Origin of the sequence: Calothrix sp. NIES-2098 (assembly GCF_963875125.1) — a bacterium.
Taxonomy (GTDB): domain Bacteria; phylum Cyanobacteriota; class Cyanobacteriia; order Cyanobacteriales; family Nostocaceae; genus Aulosira.
Genome location: NZ_CAWNKJ010000001.1, coordinates 8534629 through 8554474, shown reverse-complemented (window position 1 = coordinate 8554474; position 19846 = coordinate 8534629). Strand labels below are relative to the sequence as shown.

The following is a 19846-nucleotide window of genomic DNA, read 5'->3' as shown; positions in this document are numbered from 1 at the left end:
AGCCATGACAGCCTCGACTAGAAATCTATAAGACGAAGCTTTAAGCGTTTTACGAACAATAGCCAATTGCTAATCTTAATACAAGTAGCAATTGGCTATTTATCGCAAAGTAACAATTGACAATTCCCTAAGTTAATGCTTCTGCACCACCCACAACTTCTAGGAGTTCTTGGGTAATTGCCGCTTGTCGAGCTTTGTTGTAAGACAAGGATAGGGTTCTAATCAATTCACCTGCGTTGTCGCTGGCGTTGTTCATCGCAGTCATCCGTGCTGCTAGTTCGCTAGCTGCTGATTCTTGTAGTGCGCGTAATAGCTGGTTCCCCAGATACAAAGGTAGTAAGGAATCAAGAATCTGCACTGGATCTTGCTCGAAAATCATATCCCGAGGCAAAGGACGGATTTCCGTAGTCACTTTTTGCCTTTCTACTTCAAATTGACCGCCACGGGTTGTTAAGCGGAAGATTTCATCGTCTGATGCTTCTAAACCTTGCGGATCTAAAGGAAGCAGGGTTTGCACAACTGGACGAGAACTCACCAAAGAGACAAATCGAGTGTAGATTAATTCAATCCGGTCTACACTTTCTGAGAGGAACAAAGACAGCAGTTCGTCAGCAATCTTTGTCGCTTCGGCGGCGGTAGGAATTTGTTCTAAGCCGCTGTAGGTAGCATCAATGGGTTGGTCTCGGCGTTGGAAGTATTGAATAGACTTGCGTCCTACCAACACAAATTTGTAATTCACACCTTCGGCTTGGAGTTCCTTGGCACGGTTTTCAGCGCGACGAATGACGTTACTATTGTAACCGCCACACAAACCGCGATCGCCTGCAATGACCAACAAACCTACTGTTTTTACTTCCCGCTTTCTCAGCAGGGGTAAGTTGGCTTCTTCAAACCGCAGACGGGTTTGTAAACCGTATAAAACTTGCGCTAGTTTATCAGCAAAGGGACGAGTTGCTAATACTTGTTCTTGCGCCCGGCGTACTCTCGCCGCCGCTACCAGCCGCATGGCTTCTGTAATTTTTTTGGTGTTTTTGACCGACTGAATGCGATCGCGTATTGCTTTAAGATTGGGCATATTCTTGAGTCCTGAGTCCTGAGTCCAAAGTCAAGAGTCCAGAGTCTCAAGTTTTTTGACTGTTGACCCTTGACCCTTGACTAATTACGCTGTTGCTTTGAAGGTCTTCTTGAATTCGGTTAGCGCTTCCTTTAAAGCAGCTTCTTCTGCGTCACCCAGTGCTTTAGAGCTTTGTACTGCTTGAGCGTACTGAGGTTTGCCTGTCTTTAAGTAATCGCGGAGACCTCTGGTGAAGGTGGTAACTTTGTCTACAGGGATATCATCTAAGTAACCGTTGATACCTGCGTAGAGAATGGCTACTTGCTCGTATACAGACAGTGGGTCATTTTGGGGCTGCTTCAGTAATTCCCGTAAGCGTTGACCCCGCGCCAATTGGTCTTGGGTAGCTTTATCTAAGTCAGAAGCAAATTGCGCGAAAGCTTGCAGGTCATCAAATTGCGCTAGTTCCAACTTAATCTTACCGGCAACTTTTTTCATTGCCTTAGTTTGTGCCGCAGAACCTACACGGGATACTGAGATACCGGGGTTTACAGCGGGACGGATACCAGCGTTGAACAAGTCAGAAGATAAGAAGATCTGACCGTCGGTGATGGAAATTACGTTTGTGGGGATGTATGCTGATACGTCACCGGCTTGGGTTTCAATAATAGGTAGAGCAGTCATGCTACCTTTACCCAATTCATCACTCAACTTCGCTGCTCTTTCTAACAAGCGGGAGTGAATGTAGAATACGTCTCCAGGGTAAGCTTCCCGTCCGGGTGGACGACGTAGCAGCAAGGACATTTGGCGATAAGCTTGGGCTTGCTTGGAAAGGTCGTCGTAAATTACGAGAGTAGCTTTGCCTTTGTACATGAAGTACTCAGCAATGGTAGCTCCGGTGTAAGGAGCGAGGAATTGTAGGGTTGCAGGGTCACTGGCGTTAGCAGCAACAACTACGGTGTAGTCCATTGCACCTTTGTCTTGCAGTGTTTGGACAACGTTAGCTACGGTAGAAGCCTTTTGACCAACGGCAACGTAGACACAAACTACATCTTCACCTTTTTGGTTGATGATTGTGTCAATTGCGATCGCAGTTTTACCTGTTTGACGGTCGCCGATGATCAATTCCCGCTGACCGCGACCGATGGGAATCATGGAATCGATAGCTGTAATCCCGGTTTGCATCGGTTCGTGTACCGACCGACGAGCAATAATACCAGGAGCTGGAGATTCAATCAAACGGCTTTCTGTGGTCTTGATATCTCCCTTACCATCGATGGGACGACCCAATGCATCAACAACGCGTCCAATCAATGCTTCGCCTACGGGTACTTGGGCAATTCTACCAGTTGCGGTGACAGAGCTACCTTCTTGAATTTCCCGTCCTTCACCCATCAGTACCGCGCCCACGTTATCTTCTTCTAAGTTCTGGGCGATACCAATTGTGCCGTCTTCAAATTCTAATAGCTCCCCAGCCATAGCCTTTTCCAGACCATAAATCCGGGCAATACCATCACCGACTTGCAGCACGGTACCGACGTTAGCAACTTTGACATCTTGGTCGTATTGCTCGATTTGCTGTTGAATAATGCTACTAATTTCGTCTGGTCTGATTGAAATGCTCATGTTTCTAACTTTTTTCTTGGAAGACTGAACAGAGTTATCTTGACTAGGAACTGGTTAAGCGTAAAGAAAGGCGGCGCAATTGACCCCGTAAACTGGCATCAATTACCTGTGAACCTACTCTAATAATCAAACCACCAATTAAGTCGCGGTCGATTTTAGTTTCTAGTTCTACTTGGCGAGCATTAGTGATGGACAGAACTTTATCTATTACAGCCTGTTGTTGAGCTTCTGTGAGGGGAACGGCTGAAGTAACTTCCGCTAATACGGTTTGATTCAGCTGCCGCAACAACGCTAAATACTGCTGTAAAATCTGCTCCAAGAAGAAAATTCGCCGTTTATCTACCAGCAACAGTAAAAAATTGCGCAAGTAAGGGTTAGCGCCATCACCCAATATCTGAGCGATTACTGCCTTTTTCCGTTCAGGCTGAATAAACGGGTTGTCGATTAAGTTCCGCAATGGCGCTGAATCTTTCAACAAATTGATTAACGCACGTGCATCTTCGCCAAACTGTTCTGTCAGATTTTTGGATTGAGCTATTGACATCAAAGCCTGTGCGTAAGGCTGGGCGATTTCGGCTGTTTCTACATTACTTTTCATCAGCGTCCTCCCACCTGTGCGATACTGCGGTCAATGATTTGTTGTTGAACATTGTCAGCAATTCCAGATCGCAGTTCTGACTCGACTTTTTGCAATGCTAGCGCGGCTACCCGCTGCCGCAGTTCTGCTAGCGCTCGCTCTCTTTCTGTGTTTAAGTCTGCTGCTGCTGTTTGTCGCAAGCGTTCTACATCTTGTGCTGCTTTTGCTAATAGAGCTTGCTTTGTTGCTTGGGCGTTTTCTTCAGCAGCTTGGCGGATGCGTTGTGCTTCTGCCTGAGCTTGCGTTAACTGCTCTTGCGCTTGGGATAAAGCAACTTGTGCTTCTTTTAAGCGTTGTTCGGCTTCCTGAACTGCGGTGGCAATCTTAGACCGTCGCTCGCTCAGGATATTGCTTAAAACTTTACGTCCAAAGTAGAATAAAATGCCAACCAGAATCGCCAGGTTAATGAGATTGGTTTCTAATATGTCTAGGTTTAGACCGAAACCACCTTCTGCTGCGCCTTCTGCTAATTCAGAGTGTTCTGCGGCAAGTAATAAGAATGTGCCCATGTTACCCATCTACAAGTGCGCTGCTCGCTTGCTAATACATTGTATTTTCCTGAAGGGAAATTAAAGTGTTTTAACTTCCCGAAGGAAAAAAGTGCCTTTTTTGACACTTAATTATGCGCTTTGGGACAATTGCCCATCTACGCCTATGCTTTCACAGAACCTCAACTATCGCTTATCTAGCTAAAGTCGGTCCTAATAGTTTTTCTAGAATCTGTCTGCTTAGAGCATCAACGCGTTGTTCTAAGGAACGCATAGCTTCTTGCTTTTGTTGCTCTATTTCAATAGCAGCGCGTTCTCGCTCTTGCTGAGCTTGTTGTTGCGCCTCAGCGATTTTCTGGGCAGTAATTTTCTTAGCGTCCACTTGAGCTGCTTCTATAGTAGCTTGCGATTGCCTGCGAGCTGCTGCGAGCTGCTGCTCATATTCTTGGGTTAAGCGTTCGGCTTTAGCCAAGCGTTCCTTGGCATCAAGGGTATTCGTTCGGATGTAATTATCGCGATCGTCCAGTACCTTGGTCAGTGGCTTATAGAAAATTACATTCAACAAAGCTGCCAATAGCAGGAACTGCAATGCCATGAAGGGCAAGGTAGCATCGAAATCAAACATTTCTCTCCTCTTTGGCTGGAGTAGCAGTTTTCATGGCTAGCAACAACATCCAACCTTTCATATTTTAGAGACCAATAGCCAACAAGGGTCAACTTACATCAGAACGACTAGATACCCAAAAGATTGCGATTTGTAGAGACGTGAATCTTCACGCCTCTACATTAACAAAACTCTTAGGCCTTAGGAAAAGGGGTTAGCAAATAGCAATACCAGAGCGATTACCAGACCGTAGATGGTCAAGGATTCCATGAACGCCAAGGTTAACAGCAGAGTACCCCGAATCTTGCCTTCTGCTTCGGGTTGACGGGCAATACCTTCTACTGCTTGACCTGCGGCATTACCTTGACCAATACCAGGGCCAATTGCAGCTAAACCAATTGCTAGAGCAGCAGCCAGAACTGAAGCAGCAGAAACTAATGGATCCATGTTGATTTTCCTTGCTTTAAGTACAGAACTACAAAAGTACGTTAACTAGTAAAGACGTGTTTTTCACGCTGCACCGAGTTCTCATAAATCGCGCTTGGCGAAGTTTTGAGCGTGGATGCTCTCGGAACTGTGCTATCTACTGAGCAGCTTTAATGCTCCTCATGCTCTTCTCCGCCGTGTCCCTCCATCGCCTCATGAATATAAGCCCCGGCTAGGGTCGCAAACACCAGGGCTTGGATGGCACTGGTAAACAAACCCAAAGCCATTACAGGCAGAGGTATAAATAGAGGAACAAGCAGAACCAGCACCGCTACAACCAATTCATCCGCCAATATATTCCCGAAAAGACGGAAGCTTAGGGAGAGGGGCTTGGTGAAATCTTCAAGAATGGCGATCGGCAACAGGACAGGTGTTGGCTCAATATATTTTTTAAAGTAGCCCAAACCCCGCTTGCTAAAACCAGCGTAAAAGTACGCTAAAGAAGTCAGCAATGCCAACGCTACAGTCGTATTGATATCATTGGTGGGAGCTGCTAATTCACCAGATGGCAACTTAATTAGTTTCCAAGGAATGAGTGCGCCTGACCAGTTCGATACGAAGATAAACAAAAACAATGTGCCCAAGAATGGCACCCAGGGGCGGTACTCTTTCTCACCCAGCTGGTTTTTTGCCAGATCCCGAATAAATTCTAGGGCATATTCCATCAAATTTTGGATGCCCTGGGGAATTCTTTGAGCATTGCGAGTAGCAGCTAGTGAAGCTATTACTAGCAGGCCAATCACAAACCAGGAAGTGAGAAAAACCTGCCCATGAATTTTCAGATTTCCCAATTGCCAGTAGAAATGATGACCTACTTCTAATGCGGCGAGGGGAAATGAATTAAAGGCGTTTAAGACACTAAGCATTTGCATTCTTCAAGCATTTTCCCCAACGAGCGAGGATGGGAGTATTGTCTTTGTGAGCCTGACTTTATTAAGAATCAGGAAGGAACGCAGTTTGCACGGTGTAGACGAGGAGCGTGGCTTTGTAAGTTAAAAATCCCAAGAATATGGGCATAACCTGTAGCTCATGCCATTGAGTTGCTAATACAATCAACCCAATAAATAGAGCAAAACGACTTTTACTCAGACGCTTTTTCTCACCACCGAGTCGCTCAACGTCTTTGGCCAGCATTTTTAAGTAAACCACACCTGCACACGCCCCAAGCAAATAATTCAGAGCAATGTTTAGTGAATAAAAAATCCACACAGAGATAAAAATAATCCCTGTTAAGACAAGTGTGATTACCAACAACTTCTGGTAGAGTTGATAGAACTCCTCCATTGAGTTTACTCGTTCTGTGTCAGGAGAACCAGACTCAGCATTTTGACTTGTTGTTGGAGTTGATGCAGTTGATTCGTCTGACAAGCTCACAGGACTCAAAACCAGTACAGCTAACGATGATGACTGCACATTCAGTCAGCTGAATCATATCACGATCTGGTAACAATACTTTAGAAAAAAACAATTAACTTCTTGTCAGCAAACAGGAACAAGCTGATTTCGAGGAGTCAGGAGAAAGGTTAGTTGTATTTTCATAGTTCATACTTCAACCTTTGGTTGGCTACTGACATACGAAGCTTTAATTAAAAATAAATGCCCCTAAAACAGCTTTAGAATAAAGGCTCTTAGGGGCATAATATTAATTTTGTCAATCGATTAAGGTGTTGCACCCTGGTTATTTACCCTGCTATGCACTAGGCCTTATTTGTAACACCAGCCTGCTTACGCTTCATCCAAGCACCAAAACCAAGAGCAATAGCAGAACTAGCGATTGTTAGTGGTTCGGGGACAGGTTCACTGAAAGGTGCACTGAAATCAGAAATGGTTACAGAACCTCTGCCATATTTATTGTCACTGGTTTTGACTTGGAAGCTGAAGAAATCACCAGCGGCAACGTTTGTGCTAAAGGTGCCCTGACCAGTCGTTGAAAGACTAGAGAAAAGATTGGTAACAATGCCATTTTTCACAAAGCTAAAAGGGTCAAAGAAAGCAGCCGCATCCGCAGTTGAATAATTCCACTTGAAGCTCAACACTCCATCAGCTACGGCCTGAACTATGTAATCAGTTGTTCCATAGGAGTTACTACCGTTATCTCCGCCAAAAAGGGTGACGGAACTAGGCGCACCAGTAGTGTTAACAAAGCCATCAGCATTTCTGTTGATCAATGTCCAGTTACTAGGAGCATATGGGCCAATAAAAGCAGCTTCGGCTGGTTTAGCACCAACAGCAGCGAATGACAAAGCAATACTGGCAGTAGCCATGCTTAGCTTTGTAGCTAATTTCATGAAATAATTCTCCAAAATCCGAAGGTTATTCAGTACTAACTCAGAGGTGAGTTTCTATTAATGTATTCTTTGATATTTTTTATACACTGGACGAAAAAGCTTTATTGATACAAACTTTATACTATAGCCCTAAGTATAAAGTTTTCATGAATTTATAGGGTGAAAATCACAGTATTATTACTTTATATGGATAGTTCATACTAAATTTACGTAGAAACCATATGTATATTACACAAGAGTTAGAGATTGCCATCTCTAACTCCGAGAGCATGAATTACTAGGCACAAGGCTAGTAGAGTAAGCTACTAAATAATTGATTCTCGTAGCTTTAGATTGTGGAATATCAAGTTGACAATTTAGTTAACGTGGGCTTAACAAAATTATCTGCTGCTTGAGGAGGCTTCTAATTTTTTCCAAACCTGTCTGTGTAATTGCTACAATCTCTGCCACTGTGGAATTACCATCACAGCGTTGCAAAAATTCCAACTCGTCTGCTGATAAGTTAACTACTTGGTAATCGTAATTAAATACACATGTACTGGGAAATCCCTCTAAACAAGGATTAAGTTCAGGAACTGCTTTGAGTAGAGTGTCATTATTTGACCAATCAGCTTTGGTAATGGGAGGGCGATCGAGAAAAAATTCGTAATGAGTAACTTCTGGGTCTAGCAATTCTATTAAGCGATAACGTTGGCGATCGCTCAACTCTTTTGTCCGTTCAATTAACTCTGGTGCTTTACTTAAAAGTCTGTCTAATTGCCAGAAACCTGGATTTGAGAAGCCGATAAACTCTAAACCAGAAGCATCAATGAGTTCAAATAACGTCTCGATGTTGTAATCGATTTCTTGGGGATGAACGTACATATCAGCAAAGTTTTCATCCCGTTGATTTTCCAATGACCAGCGCTCTTTTTCGCGCTTGACAATTCTGTTATTTTCTGGTAATGAAGAAAATATTTGTCGCCCTAACTGCACGCCATCGCGATAGTCGCCGCGTTTGTCACCTTGAAGAAGAGCGATCGCTTTTTGCATGAGTTGAATTTCCCAGCGTCCCAACTCTCCATAGACAAAAATATGCATCAAGCCACCAGGTGCTAACTTCTTCGCCAAGGCTTGAATACCGCGAATCGGGTCAGGTGTATGATGCAAAACCCCAACGCAATTAATTAAATCAAACTCACCTGGTAATTGTTCCACATCGAACAAACTCAGGTGATGAAACTCAACGCGATTTGCTCCAGAACGCTGACAGCGCTCTTTTGCTACTGCTAAAGCACCAGCACTCAGGTCAATTCCGACAACAGAAGCTTGAGGATTGAGGTGAACCAAGTATTCTGTCCCTACACCTGTACCACAACCAGCATCCAAAATGCGGATGTCTTGTTTTTGAGGTTTTTGACCAGTGCAAAAATTGTAAGCAGCTAACCAATTCCAGCGCCAGTTATAGCCTGGAGGTGGTTCATCCAATAGAGGTTCTGGCGGAAAGGGATAAGTGTTGTAGAGTTTGGCAACAGCAGCGCTAACAGTTTGGGCGTCGGACATAACAAGTAATTCTGGCAGCAAAACTGAGTTTAGCAGATGAGGTTTGACACTTTACTACTAAAAGGTGTTTCCCTCTTGCCTAACTCTACAAGTAAGTCAGAAGTCTAAATAAGAGTGCTAGAGATCGCATTGATGGGTTTGGCAATATTTAGCATTATTGATTTCGGCTTGTAAATTCTTCAGGGTAACGATCCGCAAGTTAGTTCCACCTTGCACCTCAGCAGCGATATAGCCATAATTTTCGCCCCGATAAAATTGGTCTCGATCTATTTTTGTTACATAGCGAGACTGCTGAAAATCATTGGCAATCTTGGAGTTGTAAATATCTTGAATTAGTTTTATTGCTTTGGCATTTTTCTTAGTGAATTTGAGGCTAGAGTCACCACTGACAGTTATTCCCTCTTTAGTTACTGTGCCATTTTGAGAAGTTACATCAGCATAAAAATACAATTTTCCTTTTGTGCCTTCATAACCATGTGCTTCGCTGTTGTACCTAAGGGTTGGTAATGTTGCCCTGGTCTTTGCCCAATTGACTACGGTAGTTATACTTTGTCCGGGTAAAGCATTAGCGGGATTAAAAGACAAAGTTACAGTCAAAGCGGATAAAGCAGGATAAAAAATTGCGTAAAAATTATTACTTTTGCGCATGAGTTTATGTAGTTAGATGTATTTATAGCAACAGCATAACTTACAAAACCTCAGTAACAAGTTTTTTGACTCTCAACTCTACAAAAGAGCGCCGGGAAGGGAAATGAGAGAAAAATAACAAATGGCTCTAAACTCTTACCCATTACTATTGATCCTTGACTCTGGACTCTGGACTACAAAAATATCTTTTGTGGGTTTTGAACACAAATAGATACAAAACTTAGTCTTAATCTCAGAGAAGCGAGAGCATGAGTTCTGCAACTTATCGTATTTGATGCGTCAGATTCTACATACTTCTTAATAAATCAACAGGGAAGCCGCAAAACGTTCTAATCTAAAAGCTGACTGGGTTAATTTACTGGCAGTTTTGAAGGCGGTACTCTTAAGGCATGACTACACCGATGTGTCAAGCCTCAAAGCGACCCAGACTTAACACATAAATGATTATGATGGGAGTTTTACAAATCCGATGAGTGTTAAGGCAAGTGGTGGAAGCTCAGTTGCGCGTCCGCAACTATATCAAACCCTAGCAGTAGCTACGATTACCCAAGCGGAGCAGCAAGACCGCTTTTTGGGAACTGGTGAACTGAATGAACTGGCAAGCTATTTTGCATCTGGTGCAAAGCGTTTAGAAATTGCCCAGACGCTCACGGAAAATTCCGAGATTATCGTATCTCGGGCTGCCAACCGAATTTTTGTTGGTGGTTCGCCAATGGCTTTTTTAGAAAAGCCAAGAGAACCAGAATTGGCAATGGCCAGTGCTGGTGCTGGGAATGTTCAAGAAGGCATGAAACTAGGAACTGTAACCTACGTTGAAAGTCGAGGCGGCTTCCTAGAAAATTTACGCTCAATCTTTAACAGTTCCCCAAGTGGTCCAACACCTCCAGGTTTTAGACCAATCAACGTTGCTCGTTATGGCCCTAGCAACATGGCCAAGAGCCTGCGGGACTTATCCTGGTTCTTGCGCTATGCTACCTATGCGATCGTGGCAGGCGACCCCAATATCATTGCTGTGAATACACGGGGTTTGCGGGAAATTATTGAAAATGCTTGTTCTGGTGAAGCAACAATTGTGGCTTTACAAGAAATCAAAGCAGCATCACTTTCGTTTTTCCGCCAAGATGCTAAGGCTACAGAGATTGTGTCTCAGTACATGGATGTGTTGCTGACAGAATTTAAAGCAGCAACACCTTCCAATAAACTGCGCCAACGTCCTTCTGGAGACCAACAAGGGTTGCAACTGCCCCAAATTTACTTTGAAGCGGCAGAACGGCGGCCCAAGTTTGTGATGAAGCCTGGGTTATCAGCAAGCGAAAAAAATGAGGTAGTCAAAGCTGCCTATCGACAAATCTTTGAGCGCGATATTACCCGTGCTTACAGCTTGTCAATCTCCGACTTAGAATCTAAGGTGAAGAATGGCGACATCTCAATGAAAGAGTTTGTCCGCCGTCTCACCAAATCTCCTCTTTACCAAAAACAGTTTTACCAGCCTTTTATTAACAGCCGAGTAATTGAACTGGCTTTCCGTCATATTTTGGGGCGTGGGCCAAGTAGCCGTGAAGAAGTCCAAAAATACTTTGCGATTATTTCTAACGGTGGTCTGCCAGCTTTAGTTGATGCTTTGGTAGATTCGCAAGAATACAGCGATTATTTCGGTGAAGAGACAGTACCTTACCTGCGCGGTTTGGGTCAAGAGGCACAAGAATGCCGTAACTGGGGGCCACAACAAGACCTGTTTAACTACAGTGCGCCTTTCCGCAAAGTACCTCAGTTTATTACTACATTCGCTGCTTACGATCGCCCATTACCGGATCGGCATCCCTACGGTTCTGGTAACGACCCCTTAGAAATTCAATTTGGGGCAATTTTCCCGAAAGAAACTCGCAATCCTAGCAGCAGTCCCGCGCCTTTTAGCAAAGATACCCGACGGATCTTAATTCACCAAGGGCCTGGTATTAATAACCAACTGAGCAATCCGGGAGCCAGAGGTGAGTTTCCTGGTAGCTTTGGGCCTAAGGTATTCCGATTGGATCAACTTCCTGGCACAATTGGCAAAAAAGCTGCTAAAGGTGCAAGCATTAAGTTCTCCGAAAGCTCTACTCAAGCAGTAATTAAAGCTGCATACCTACAAGTTTTCGGTCGTGATGTTTACGAAGGTCAGCGTTTAAAAGTCCAAGAAATCAAGCTGGAGAACGGACAACTTTCCGTGCGGGAATTTATCCGTGCTTTGGCTAAGTCGGATGTCTTCCGTAAAACTTACTGGACATCGCTGTATGTTTGTAAAGCGATCGAATACATTCACCGCCGCTTGTTAGGTCGTCCCACCTACGGTCGTCAAGAAATCAACAAATATTTTGACATCGCTGCTAAACAAGGCTTTTATGCTGTAGTTGATGCGATTATCAACAGCGTGGAATATAGCGAGGCATTTGGTGAGGATACAGTACCTTACGAACGCTATCTGACTCCGGGTGGTGTGGCATTGCGACAACTGCGAGTTGGCAGTATTCGCGAAGATGTGGGTGGTAAAGTCCAAAAGCAAGAAACACCGCTGTTTGTCACTTTAGGTACAGTTACCGACACGCGGACAGCACCGGATATTCAATTCCGCATCAACCAAGGTGTTAGCAAGCAACGGGAACAAACAAAAATCTTCAAGCAGGTGGCAAATATCAGCGACAAAGCCGCTGTGCAAACTTTAATTAGTGCTGCCTATCGTCAGATTTTTGAACGCGATATTGCACCTTATATTGCGAAAAACGAATTTTCAGCTTTAGAAAGCAAACTGAGTAACGGGGAAATTACTGTTAAGGAATTCATTGAAGGTTTGGGTTACTCCAACCTCTACATCAAAGAGTTCTACACACCTTACCCCAACACCAAGGTAATTGAACTGGGAACTAAGCACTTCTTAGGACGCGCACCTTTAGATCAAGCAGAAATCCGCAAGTATAACCAGATTTTGGCTACTCAAGGGATTCGCGCCTTTATTGGTGCTTTGGTGAACAGTGCGGAGTATGGCGAGGTATTTGGTGAAGATACAGTGCCTTATCGTCGCTTCCCCACCTTACCTGCGGCTAACTTCCCGAATACTGAAAAGCTGTATAACCAGCTGACTAAGCAAAATGATGATGTTGTAGTACCTAGCTTTAAGACAGTACAACCACGCCTGGTTGGGACAGCCTCATCATCAAACGGAAGCAGTTCTTATGCTGACTTGGGTCGTTCTTCTAACAACGTTCAAGGACAAACTGTAATTAGCAACCGTTGCAAGCCGGCACGCATTTATCGCCTGAGCGAACGCACAAACCAAGCAGAAACACAATTGGCAATCGATGCGATTTACTCTCAGGTATTAGATGTATTTAGCGCTCAAATACCTGCTAATTACCGCTTAACTGCACTAGAGAGCAAACTACAAGCAGGAGACATCTCCGTGCGTGAGTTTGTGCGCGAACTGGCTAGTTCCGATATCTATTGCGATCGCTTCTATACACCTTATCCCAGTGCTAAGGTGATTGAGTTCCTCTGCCGTCACCTGTTGGGACGCACACCAGCCTCTCAAGAGGAAATCAGCGAGCACAACAAGCTGTTGGCAAGCAGGGGGCTAAGAGCCGTTGTTGAGGCAATTGTCGATAGTCCAGAGTATGCCCGCTACTTTGGTGAAGATGTGGTGCCTTATCCACGCTTCTCTTCTTGAGCGTAGGCAACTAACGAGAGAGTTAGTCAATAGTCGACAGTCATAGGTCAAGAGTTTAAAGTTTTAGACTCTTGACCAGATTTAGTGCTGAGTGCTGGGTGAAAAGGCTGACTCAGCACTTGCTTGCTTAACTTTGCGTAATATGGCGTTCAGATTGCAAAAATTGACGTGAATCTGAAAAAAAATATTACAAACTGTTAAGAGCAGTCATAAATGCTCAACAGAATGCCGGAGAATGTTTTGCGGAAGGTAGCGAAATTTTAAAAGCTTGTGTACTTGATATTGACTCAAGCAATTCGTGAAACACTAGCAATGGCATTTTGTCAAGTGCTAAGTAGCAAGAAAAACGAAAAAAAACTAGCTACCGTTATCCAAAATCAAAGTCGCACCAGTTTAATCAAATTCTGGTTTCATTCGTAGTTGGAGGAATCCATTAATGAGTATCGTCACGAAGTCCATCGTGAATGCTGATGCAGAAGCCCGCTATCTCAGCCCTGGTGAGTTAGATCGGATCAAGACCTTTGTTAGTGGTGGTGAGCGCCGTCTGCGGATTGCTCAAATTTTGACCGAAAACCGCGAGCGTCTGGTTAAGCAAGCTGGCGAACAAGTGTTCCAAAAGCGTCCTGATGTTGTATCTCCTGGTGGTAATGCTTACGGTCAGGAATTGACTGCTACTTGCTTACGCGACTTGGATTACTACCTGCGTCTAGTTACCTACGGAATCGTATCTGGCGATGTTACCCCCATCGAAGAAATCGGTGTGATCGGTGCTCGTGAAATGTACAAGTCTTTGGGTACTCCTATTGACGGTATTACTGAAGGTATCCGTGGTCTAAAGAGTGGCGCTGCTTCCTTGCTGTCTGCTGAAGACGCTGCTGAAGCTGGTTCTTACTTCGACTACGTAGTCGGTGCCCTATCCTAGGTTGAAGCGATTTCGCTGCTAATACCGAAGTATTGCAATACTGTTGGAAAAAAGGAATTTACAATAATGGCTCAAGACGCAATTACCGCTGTCATTAACTCCGCAGACGTTCAAGGTAAATATCTCGACTCTGCTGCTTTAGAAAAGCTCAAAGGCTACTTCGCAACTGGCGACTTGCGCGTACGTGCTGCTAGCACCATCAGCGCTAATGCTGCTGCGATCGTTAAAGAAGCTGTAGCAAAATCCTTGTTGTACTCTGACGTTACCCGTCCCGGTGGTAACATGTACACCACCCGTCGCTATGCTGCTTGTATCCGCGACTTGGATTACTACCTCCGCTACGCTACCTACGCTATGTTAGCTGGCGATCCTTCCATCCTAGATGAGCGCGTACTCAATGGCTTGAAGGAAACCTATAACTCCTTGGGCGTTCCCGTAAGCTCTACCGTACAAGCTATCCAAGCTATCAAAGAAGTAACCGCTAGCTTGGTAGGTTCTGATGCTGGTAAAGAAATGGGCGTTTACCTAGACTACATCTCCTCTGGCTTAAGCTAAGAGTTAGTTTGCACTTAGATAATTTAGGTGCAGCTTGATTAAGGTCTGGAAATCAATTGTGAGTGTTAGAGCGTTCTATCGCTTGCCTAGTTGAAATAATCAATTATGATGAGTGTTAGCGGTCTAGTATTGACGCTTGATTTCCAGACTTTGCAGTGATTAATTAAAGAATTGCCTTAAAAAACACTCCCCTTTTTTGAAATAAAAAAGTTTTCACAATTACTACAGGAGAATCTAAGATGGCCCGGTTGTTTAAAGTTACTGCTTGTGTACCCAGTCAAACCCGAATTCGCACCCAACGCGAACTGCAAAATACCTACTTCACCAAGTTAGTGCCCTTCGAGAACTGGTTCCGCGAACAGCAACGCATTATGAAAATGGGTGGCAAAATCGTTAAAGTTGAATTGGCAACTGGTAAGCAAGGTACTAACACTGGGTTGCTGTAATTGCTGTAATTACTATATACGCAACATTATTGTAGGGAGTTATAAAGAGGTCGAGTTAGGCCTCTTTTTTGTTGTTTTTCATTTGTCCCAGCCCCAATTTATGACACGCCTACTTTTCATTACAGAAAGATTTGCGCCAGATTTGGGTGGTTTGGCTAGGAGTGCAACACGATTGGTTGGGACACTCTCGCAAATGGGTATAGAAATTGATGTTGTCACCTGGAGTCGCTATTTACAGCCAGGTGAAGTTTTACCACCAGAAAGTAGAGAAACAAAGACTCGCATTTATCGGATAGGGTTATATCGTCATTGGGATATGACAATGCCCCATACTTTGAATGTTCTGGATTGGTTACACTCTTCTCATGCTTATGATGCTGTTTGGGGTCATTATTTGTTTCCCAGCGGTTTTCTAGCTACCTGGTTTGCTGGGCTTCAAGGATTACCAAGCACAGTTAGCGCCCGTGGTAATGATATTGACCGCGAAATGTTTCCGCCGGGAGATTTTGCCCGCTTGCAGTGGACGCTACAACACACCAATGTAATTACAGCGGTAAGTGCTGATATGTCTCGCAAAATTCAGCTACTTAGTGGGCAGGATGATGTGTTGGTATTGAAAAATGTAGTTGATACAGGAATATTTTCACCGCAGAACCCCAAATCTCAAGGGAGGAGGGAAGAAATTACTAGGGAGTCTTTAGGAATTGCTTCAGATGAGGTGGTACTAGGATTTTGTGGGGAACTGCGAGAGAAAAAAGGGCAGCAGTTTCTATTGAATGCTTTGACAACTGTTCGGCAAGTGCGTCCTGCTTGCTTGTTAATTATTGGTGAGGTAAGGGCATCTCAAGAATCTGTGCTGCAATTATACAAAACTCATCAGCCCGAAAATGCCCAGAGGATAATTATTACTGGACATTTACCCAATCCTGAAGCTGTGGCTGAACATCTGCGGTTGTGTGATGTTTACCTCCAGCCTTCACTGTGGGAAGGAATGCCAAATGCTTTATTAGAAGCAATGGCTTGTGGTTGTTGCTGTATCGCCAGTGATGCGGGTGGTATTCCAGAAGTGATTTCACATGGTAAAAATGGCTTTGTATTACCTCGTTCTCATCTGCACAAACTGGGTGATGCGGTGCTGGAATTTTTGGCGATGACAAGAGAGGACAAAAATCGCATTAGCCAAGCTGCAAGCGATCGCATTCTCTTAGAATACTCCTTAGCTCAAGAAAAGTTGCAACTTCAAACTTTAATTGACCGCTTGATTCCTAATTCTGTATAGGCATTAATTAAGGCTTCCCCTGCACGCTGCCAAGTATAATACTCCTCAATTCGCTGGCGGGCATTGATTGCTAGTTTTTTTGCTAGTTCTTGGTCATTTTGCAAGCGTAACACGGCATCTTTAATAGACTTGGCTGAACCTGGCTTGACTAACAAAAAATGTACTCCATCTTCTCCTAATTCCCTAACTACTGGTAAATCGCTAGCAATTACAGGTATTCCTGTTGCCATGCCTTCTAAAATCTTCAGCGGACAACAACCTTGAACTAAATTGCGATCGTTGGGCGTCAATGGTGCCAAAATTACATCACAAGCATGGATATGCTCAACCAGTTGCGTTTGAGACATTGATGCTAAGATACTTAGCTTCTCAGCCACTCCCAGCTTCAGGGCTAGCTGCTTGATTGCTTGAATTTGATAGTCTCTAGCTTGTCCAATTATTGTGAGACAAGCAGAAAACTCTCGGTTTAGCAAGGCTAAAGCTTCTACTGCGAGATTTACACCTTGCCAAGGTGAAAGCGTACCAAAATAGATGATTTGTAATTCGTTATTTGTCAATTGTGCTTGGCCATTTGTAAAGACTTTTAAATCTACGCCGTTGGGAATTATGCGAATTTGATTTGCAGGTATCCCTCGATTTTGCAAATATTCGCTTGTAATACTGCTGGGGGTGACAATTAAATCGGCTGCTTCTAGACAAATTTGTTCTTGAGAGTGCAATTTATGCAGCAGTTCTCTATCTTCAGCAACAGCAGGATAGCGATATTTCAACTCGATTGAAGGTAAACCATTAACTTCAAAAATTAGGCGATCGCAATATTTATGTTTATTCAAGGCGATGGGAAAGCCTTCGTAAATCGAACGAATATGTATTACCTCAAATCTCCGATTTTGCAACCATGCTATAAGTAAATGACGAAAATATAAAACTCTTTGAATTAAAGTATCGCCGATAGCAGGTAATGCTGTTTGCATAACTTGCGGATAAATTTCATAGGAATTTAAACCTGTGATTGTCGGAGAAACTGTTACTAACTGGATATCTTCAAACACTGCTGCCAAAGCAATAGAAAAAGCTGCAATATGAATTGCAGCTCCCTTCGGTGCAGGAACGGTATCAAAGGCGATATAAGCAATTTTTGATTTGGTCATTAACGTATATAAATTTCGTTGACACTTAATTTTGTGTTTGGTATACTGACGGCTACCTTATAAAAGGTTGTGTATATTCATACAAAATTGATTTTAATCGTAACTTAAATAAAATTAATAAACTTATATGTTGTTATAACTTACAGGGTAAATTTTTATTTACACCGGATTTATGGAGTTTTTATAAAATGCTGATAGACCTTCAAAAATTAAGAAAAAATCAAATTTATACAGCAAAAGCAACAGTTAAAAATTTAATGGCTGATTTGCAGGAAATAGCAGAACTCGATCGCCTTGCAGAGCTACAGCAAAGTAAACATGGTAAACGAGCGCTCCAATATTTTTTAGCAATTCTTGGCTCATTTGTATTAACTGTTGTTTTATCTGTTTTAAAGGTTGAAACCACAGTATTAGGTTTGGCAATAATTCTGCTAGTTCTAGGAATTTTTGTTTTAACAATTCTGCTAATTTATGAATTATTTAAAAAAATCCAGTTTAGCAAATTAAATATTGTCAATTATCGCTATGAAGTAACTCAGCGAGTTGTGCAAATGTTAGCTAGGGATATAGATGAATCTGGCGAAATTGAATTAAATTTATCTTTTAAAAGTACAGTTAGTCAAGAATATAAACAAACTATAATTCATCCTCGCAAACCACAATGGAAGATAGATAAATATCAACACGAATGGTTGAAATTAGAAGGACAGTTTTTAGATAAATCTCACTTTTTACTAACTGCTACTGAATTATCTAAAACTCAATATGGTTGGAAACGTGGCAGTAGTGGCAAAAGCAAGTATAAATCAAAAACTAATGCTGTGGGATTAGATGTATTTTTAACTTTAAACTATCCCCAACGCCGCTATGGAGCAGTGAAGATTTTGCAAAATGAAGTCAGCAATGCTGTCAAGCTTCCTAACTTATCTTATCTGAGAGGTTTAAAGGTGACAGAAAAAGCTATGCATATGTCCGTGAGAATGGCTCCACAAGTAGCAGATAATTCAGGAGAAATTTATCAAACAATTACTATGATGTTCCTCAGTCTTTATCAAGTACTAAATTTAGCAAAAATCCTTTCTAAATAAACAAAAATATGAAATTAGTTATTTTTCGTAGTTTGCTGGCATTATTGTTAATCGCTACTATGATTGGCTGTGGTAGCGGTAAATCTGGAAAGGAAGTCTTAAATCAAACTGTTTCTCAAAATACACCAGCTGCTACTAATGTTGCCGCAAAGCAAGAGAAAATAAAATTTAAGACTGAGGGAGGTACTGACTTATTTTCTCTAAAGCAAGAAGTAGATGGTGCTAAATTAGTTGATGGGAAAAATCAAGAGTTAGCAAGAATTAAAGCAGATAAACCTGGAAAAATTAAAATTAAGAATGCTGCCGATAAAGTCTTAGGCTATGTAGTAACTGAAAAAGGCTATTGGAAGCTAAAGGATGTCAATCAAAGCAAAGATTTATATATTTTTAGACGGCAGAATGATGGTGATTATAAGTTAGAAAATACTGCTAAAAAAGAAGTTTATCGAATTAAGACACGTAATGATGGTTATGAAATAGAAACTCCTGATAAAAAGTCTGTTTATCAGGTAAAAGTTAAAGCAGGAAAAATATCTTTAATAAAAGCATCAGCAGCAACAGTTTTCTCTACTAAATCTCAATTATCTCCTATTGCATTTACCTGTTTTGGATTTGATATTCTCACTCGCGAACAGCAAGCTGCTCTTGCTTATGCTGTAAATTTAACAGGAGGAAAATAAACTTTGCAGATTCAGTTAAGTTGGATAGATCCAAATACAGAAGAACGGCGAGAACCATTATTAGAAACTCCAGTGGCTATTGGGCGAGTATTTGAAGAAATGCCTCAGCAAATCAATGGGCAACGAGTTTCTAGAGTAGCGATCGCAGACGATCTAATAGCAGATTACCATGCTTTGATTGACTGGCAAAACCAAGAATTAACTATTACTGAGCAGAATACTAGTAGTGACATTAAAATCAATGGTCTACAAGTAACTGGTGGTATCCTGAAAAATGGCGATCGCATTACCATTGGTACTTGTGAAATCGCGATCGAATTTACAGCTACAGCTTGGGAGTGCGATCGCATGATAGGCTTCCTGTTTAAACGTCGTTGTGGACGTACCGATAGAATAGGCTGTCCTGACTGTAACCAAACCTACGAAGACGACTACGCCTTTTACTCCGATTATGGTAATTATCGATCGGGATGGGGACGCGATTATTATGATGAGCGCGATCGCTACTCCTACGATCGGGAAACTGGCAATGTAGACTTTACAGAAGCCGATTCTGTAAGTTTAGAAGATGAACGAGATGCTGATTTTGAAAGTAATATGGGAGCCAGTTAATAACATTCACTTGACATTTGGATGAATGTATTTGACAAGT

General features: G+C 42.7%; 19 protein-coding genes and 2 pseudogenes. 9 read left to right on the top strand and 12 right to left on the bottom strand.

The genetic code is table 11. From position 1 onward, the window contains the following. Positions 1-127: 127 nt before the first annotated feature. The 11 genes from AACU33_RS35965 to AACU33_RS35915 form a co-directional block, all read right to left on the bottom strand. On the bottom strand, positions 128-1075 hold the full coding sequence (locus tag AACU33_RS35965; RefSeq protein WP_096595005.1) for a F0F1 ATP synthase subunit gamma: 948 nt from the start codon (positions 1073-1075) through the stop codon (positions 128-130). Positions 1076-1159: 84 nt separating this feature from the next. After that, on the bottom strand, positions 1160-2680 hold the full coding sequence (gene atpA / locus AACU33_RS35960; protein ID WP_096595004.1) for a F0F1 ATP synthase subunit alpha: 1521 nt from the start codon (positions 2678-2680) through the stop codon (positions 1160-1162). Between the two features lie 43 nt (positions 2681-2723). Continuing rightward, positions 2724-3278 carry an ATP synthase F1 subunit delta gene (atpH, locus tag AACU33_RS35955; protein ID WP_096595003.1) on the bottom strand — a complete coding sequence of 185 codons (555 nt, stop codon included), beginning with the start codon at positions 3276-3278 and terminating at the stop codon, positions 2724-2726. Next, positions 3278-3835, bottom strand: coding sequence for a F0F1 ATP synthase subunit B (locus AACU33_RS35950; RefSeq protein ID WP_096595002.1), 558 nt, complete (start codon positions 3833-3835; stop codon positions 3278-3280). The genes atpH and AACU33_RS35950 overlap by 1 nt, the downstream gene beginning before the upstream one ends. A gap of 163 nt (positions 3836-3998) precedes the next feature. Then, positions 3999-4430: a F0F1 ATP synthase subunit B' gene (locus AACU33_RS35945; protein WP_096595001.1), complete on the bottom strand. Its 432-nt coding sequence runs from the start codon at positions 4428-4430 to the stop codon at positions 3999-4001. A 180-nt stretch (positions 4431-4610) separates the two neighbouring features. Next, on the bottom strand, positions 4611-4856 hold the full coding sequence (atpE, locus tag AACU33_RS35940) for an ATP synthase F0 subunit C (RefSeq protein ID WP_008233924.1): 246 nt from the start codon (positions 4854-4856) through the stop codon (positions 4611-4613). Between the two features lie 149 nt (positions 4857-5005). Beyond that, entirely contained in the window at positions 5006-5767 is a 762-nt protein-coding gene (atpB, locus tag AACU33_RS35935) for a F0F1 ATP synthase subunit A (RefSeq protein ID WP_339376471.1), read from the bottom strand. A gap of 61 nt (positions 5768-5828) precedes the next feature. Next, positions 5829-6308, bottom strand: a complete 480-nt coding sequence (locus tag AACU33_RS35930; protein ID WP_339376470.1) for an ATP synthase subunit I — start codon at positions 6306-6308, stop codon at positions 5829-5831. A gap of 284 nt (positions 6309-6592) precedes the next feature. Then, on the bottom strand, positions 6593-7183 hold the full coding sequence (locus AACU33_RS35925) for a PEP-CTERM sorting domain-containing protein (RefSeq protein ID WP_096595000.1): 591 nt from the start codon (positions 7181-7183) through the stop codon (positions 6593-6595). Between the two features lie 360 nt (positions 7184-7543). Continuing rightward, on the bottom strand, positions 7544-8725 hold the full coding sequence (locus AACU33_RS35920; RefSeq protein WP_096594999.1) for a class I SAM-dependent methyltransferase: 1182 nt from the start codon (positions 8723-8725) through the stop codon (positions 7544-7546). A gap of 117 nt (positions 8726-8842) precedes the next feature. Continuing rightward, positions 8843-9373: a hypothetical protein gene (locus AACU33_RS35915; RefSeq protein WP_096594998.1), complete on the bottom strand. Its 531-nt coding sequence runs from the start codon at positions 9371-9373 to the stop codon at positions 8843-8845. Between the two features lie 469 nt (positions 9374-9842). Here AACU33_RS35915 and AACU33_RS35910 point away from each other — a divergent pair. From AACU33_RS35910 to AACU33_RS35890, 6 genes and pseudogenes are all read left to right on the top strand, one after another. Further along, a pseudogene (locus AACU33_RS35910) lies at positions 9843-12533 on the top strand (phycobilisome rod-core linker polypeptide); the annotation flags it as partial. A gap of 54 nt (positions 12534-12587) precedes the next feature. Continuing rightward, positions 12588-13073 (top strand): annotated as a pseudogene (locus AACU33_RS37710) (phycobilisome rod-core linker polypeptide); the annotation flags it as partial. Between the two features lie 436 nt (positions 13074-13509). After that, on the top strand, positions 13510-13995 hold the full coding sequence (gene apcA / locus AACU33_RS35905) for an allophycocyanin subunit alpha (RefSeq protein WP_096594996.1): 486 nt from the start codon (positions 13510-13512) through the stop codon (positions 13993-13995). Between the two features lie 66 nt (positions 13996-14061). Beyond that, positions 14062-14550, top strand: coding sequence for an allophycocyanin subunit beta (gene apcB, locus AACU33_RS35900; protein ID WP_096594995.1), 489 nt, complete (start codon positions 14062-14064; stop codon positions 14548-14550). A gap of 239 nt (positions 14551-14789) precedes the next feature. Continuing rightward, positions 14790-14996: a phycobilisome linker polypeptide gene (locus AACU33_RS35895; protein WP_045870451.1), complete on the top strand. Its 207-nt coding sequence runs from the start codon at positions 14790-14792 to the stop codon at positions 14994-14996. A 100-nt stretch (positions 14997-15096) separates the two neighbouring features. Next, entirely contained in the window at positions 15097-16275 is a 1179-nt protein-coding gene (locus tag AACU33_RS35890; protein WP_096594994.1) for a glycosyltransferase family 4 protein, read from the top strand. Here the strand turns inward: AACU33_RS35890 and AACU33_RS35885 are convergent. Next, positions 16236-17426: a glycosyltransferase family 4 protein gene (locus AACU33_RS35885; RefSeq protein WP_096594993.1), complete on the bottom strand. Its 1191-nt coding sequence runs from the start codon at positions 17424-17426 to the stop codon at positions 16236-16238. The two genes, AACU33_RS35890 and AACU33_RS35885, sit on opposite strands and share 40 nt — an antisense overlap. 188 nt (positions 17427-17614) lie before the next feature. Here AACU33_RS35885 and AACU33_RS35880 point away from each other — a divergent pair, with 188 nt between their 5' ends. Genes AACU33_RS35880 through AACU33_RS35870 form a run of 3 tightly spaced genes read left to right on the top strand, consistent with a single transcriptional unit; the run spans position 17615 to position 19806 of the window. Beyond that, a complete protein-coding gene (locus AACU33_RS35880) occupies positions 17615-18514 on the top strand; it encodes a hypothetical protein (protein WP_096594992.1) in 900 nt (299 codons plus the stop codon). An 8-nt stretch (positions 18515-18522) separates the two neighbouring features. Beyond that, positions 18523-19194, top strand: a complete 672-nt coding sequence (locus AACU33_RS35875; RefSeq protein WP_096594991.1) for a hypothetical protein — start codon at positions 18523-18525, stop codon at positions 19192-19194. Positions 19195-19197: 3 nt separating this feature from the next. After that, entirely contained in the window at positions 19198-19806 is a 609-nt protein-coding gene (locus tag AACU33_RS35870; protein ID WP_096594990.1) for an FHA domain-containing protein, read from the top strand. Positions 19807-19846 lie beyond the last annotated feature (40 nt).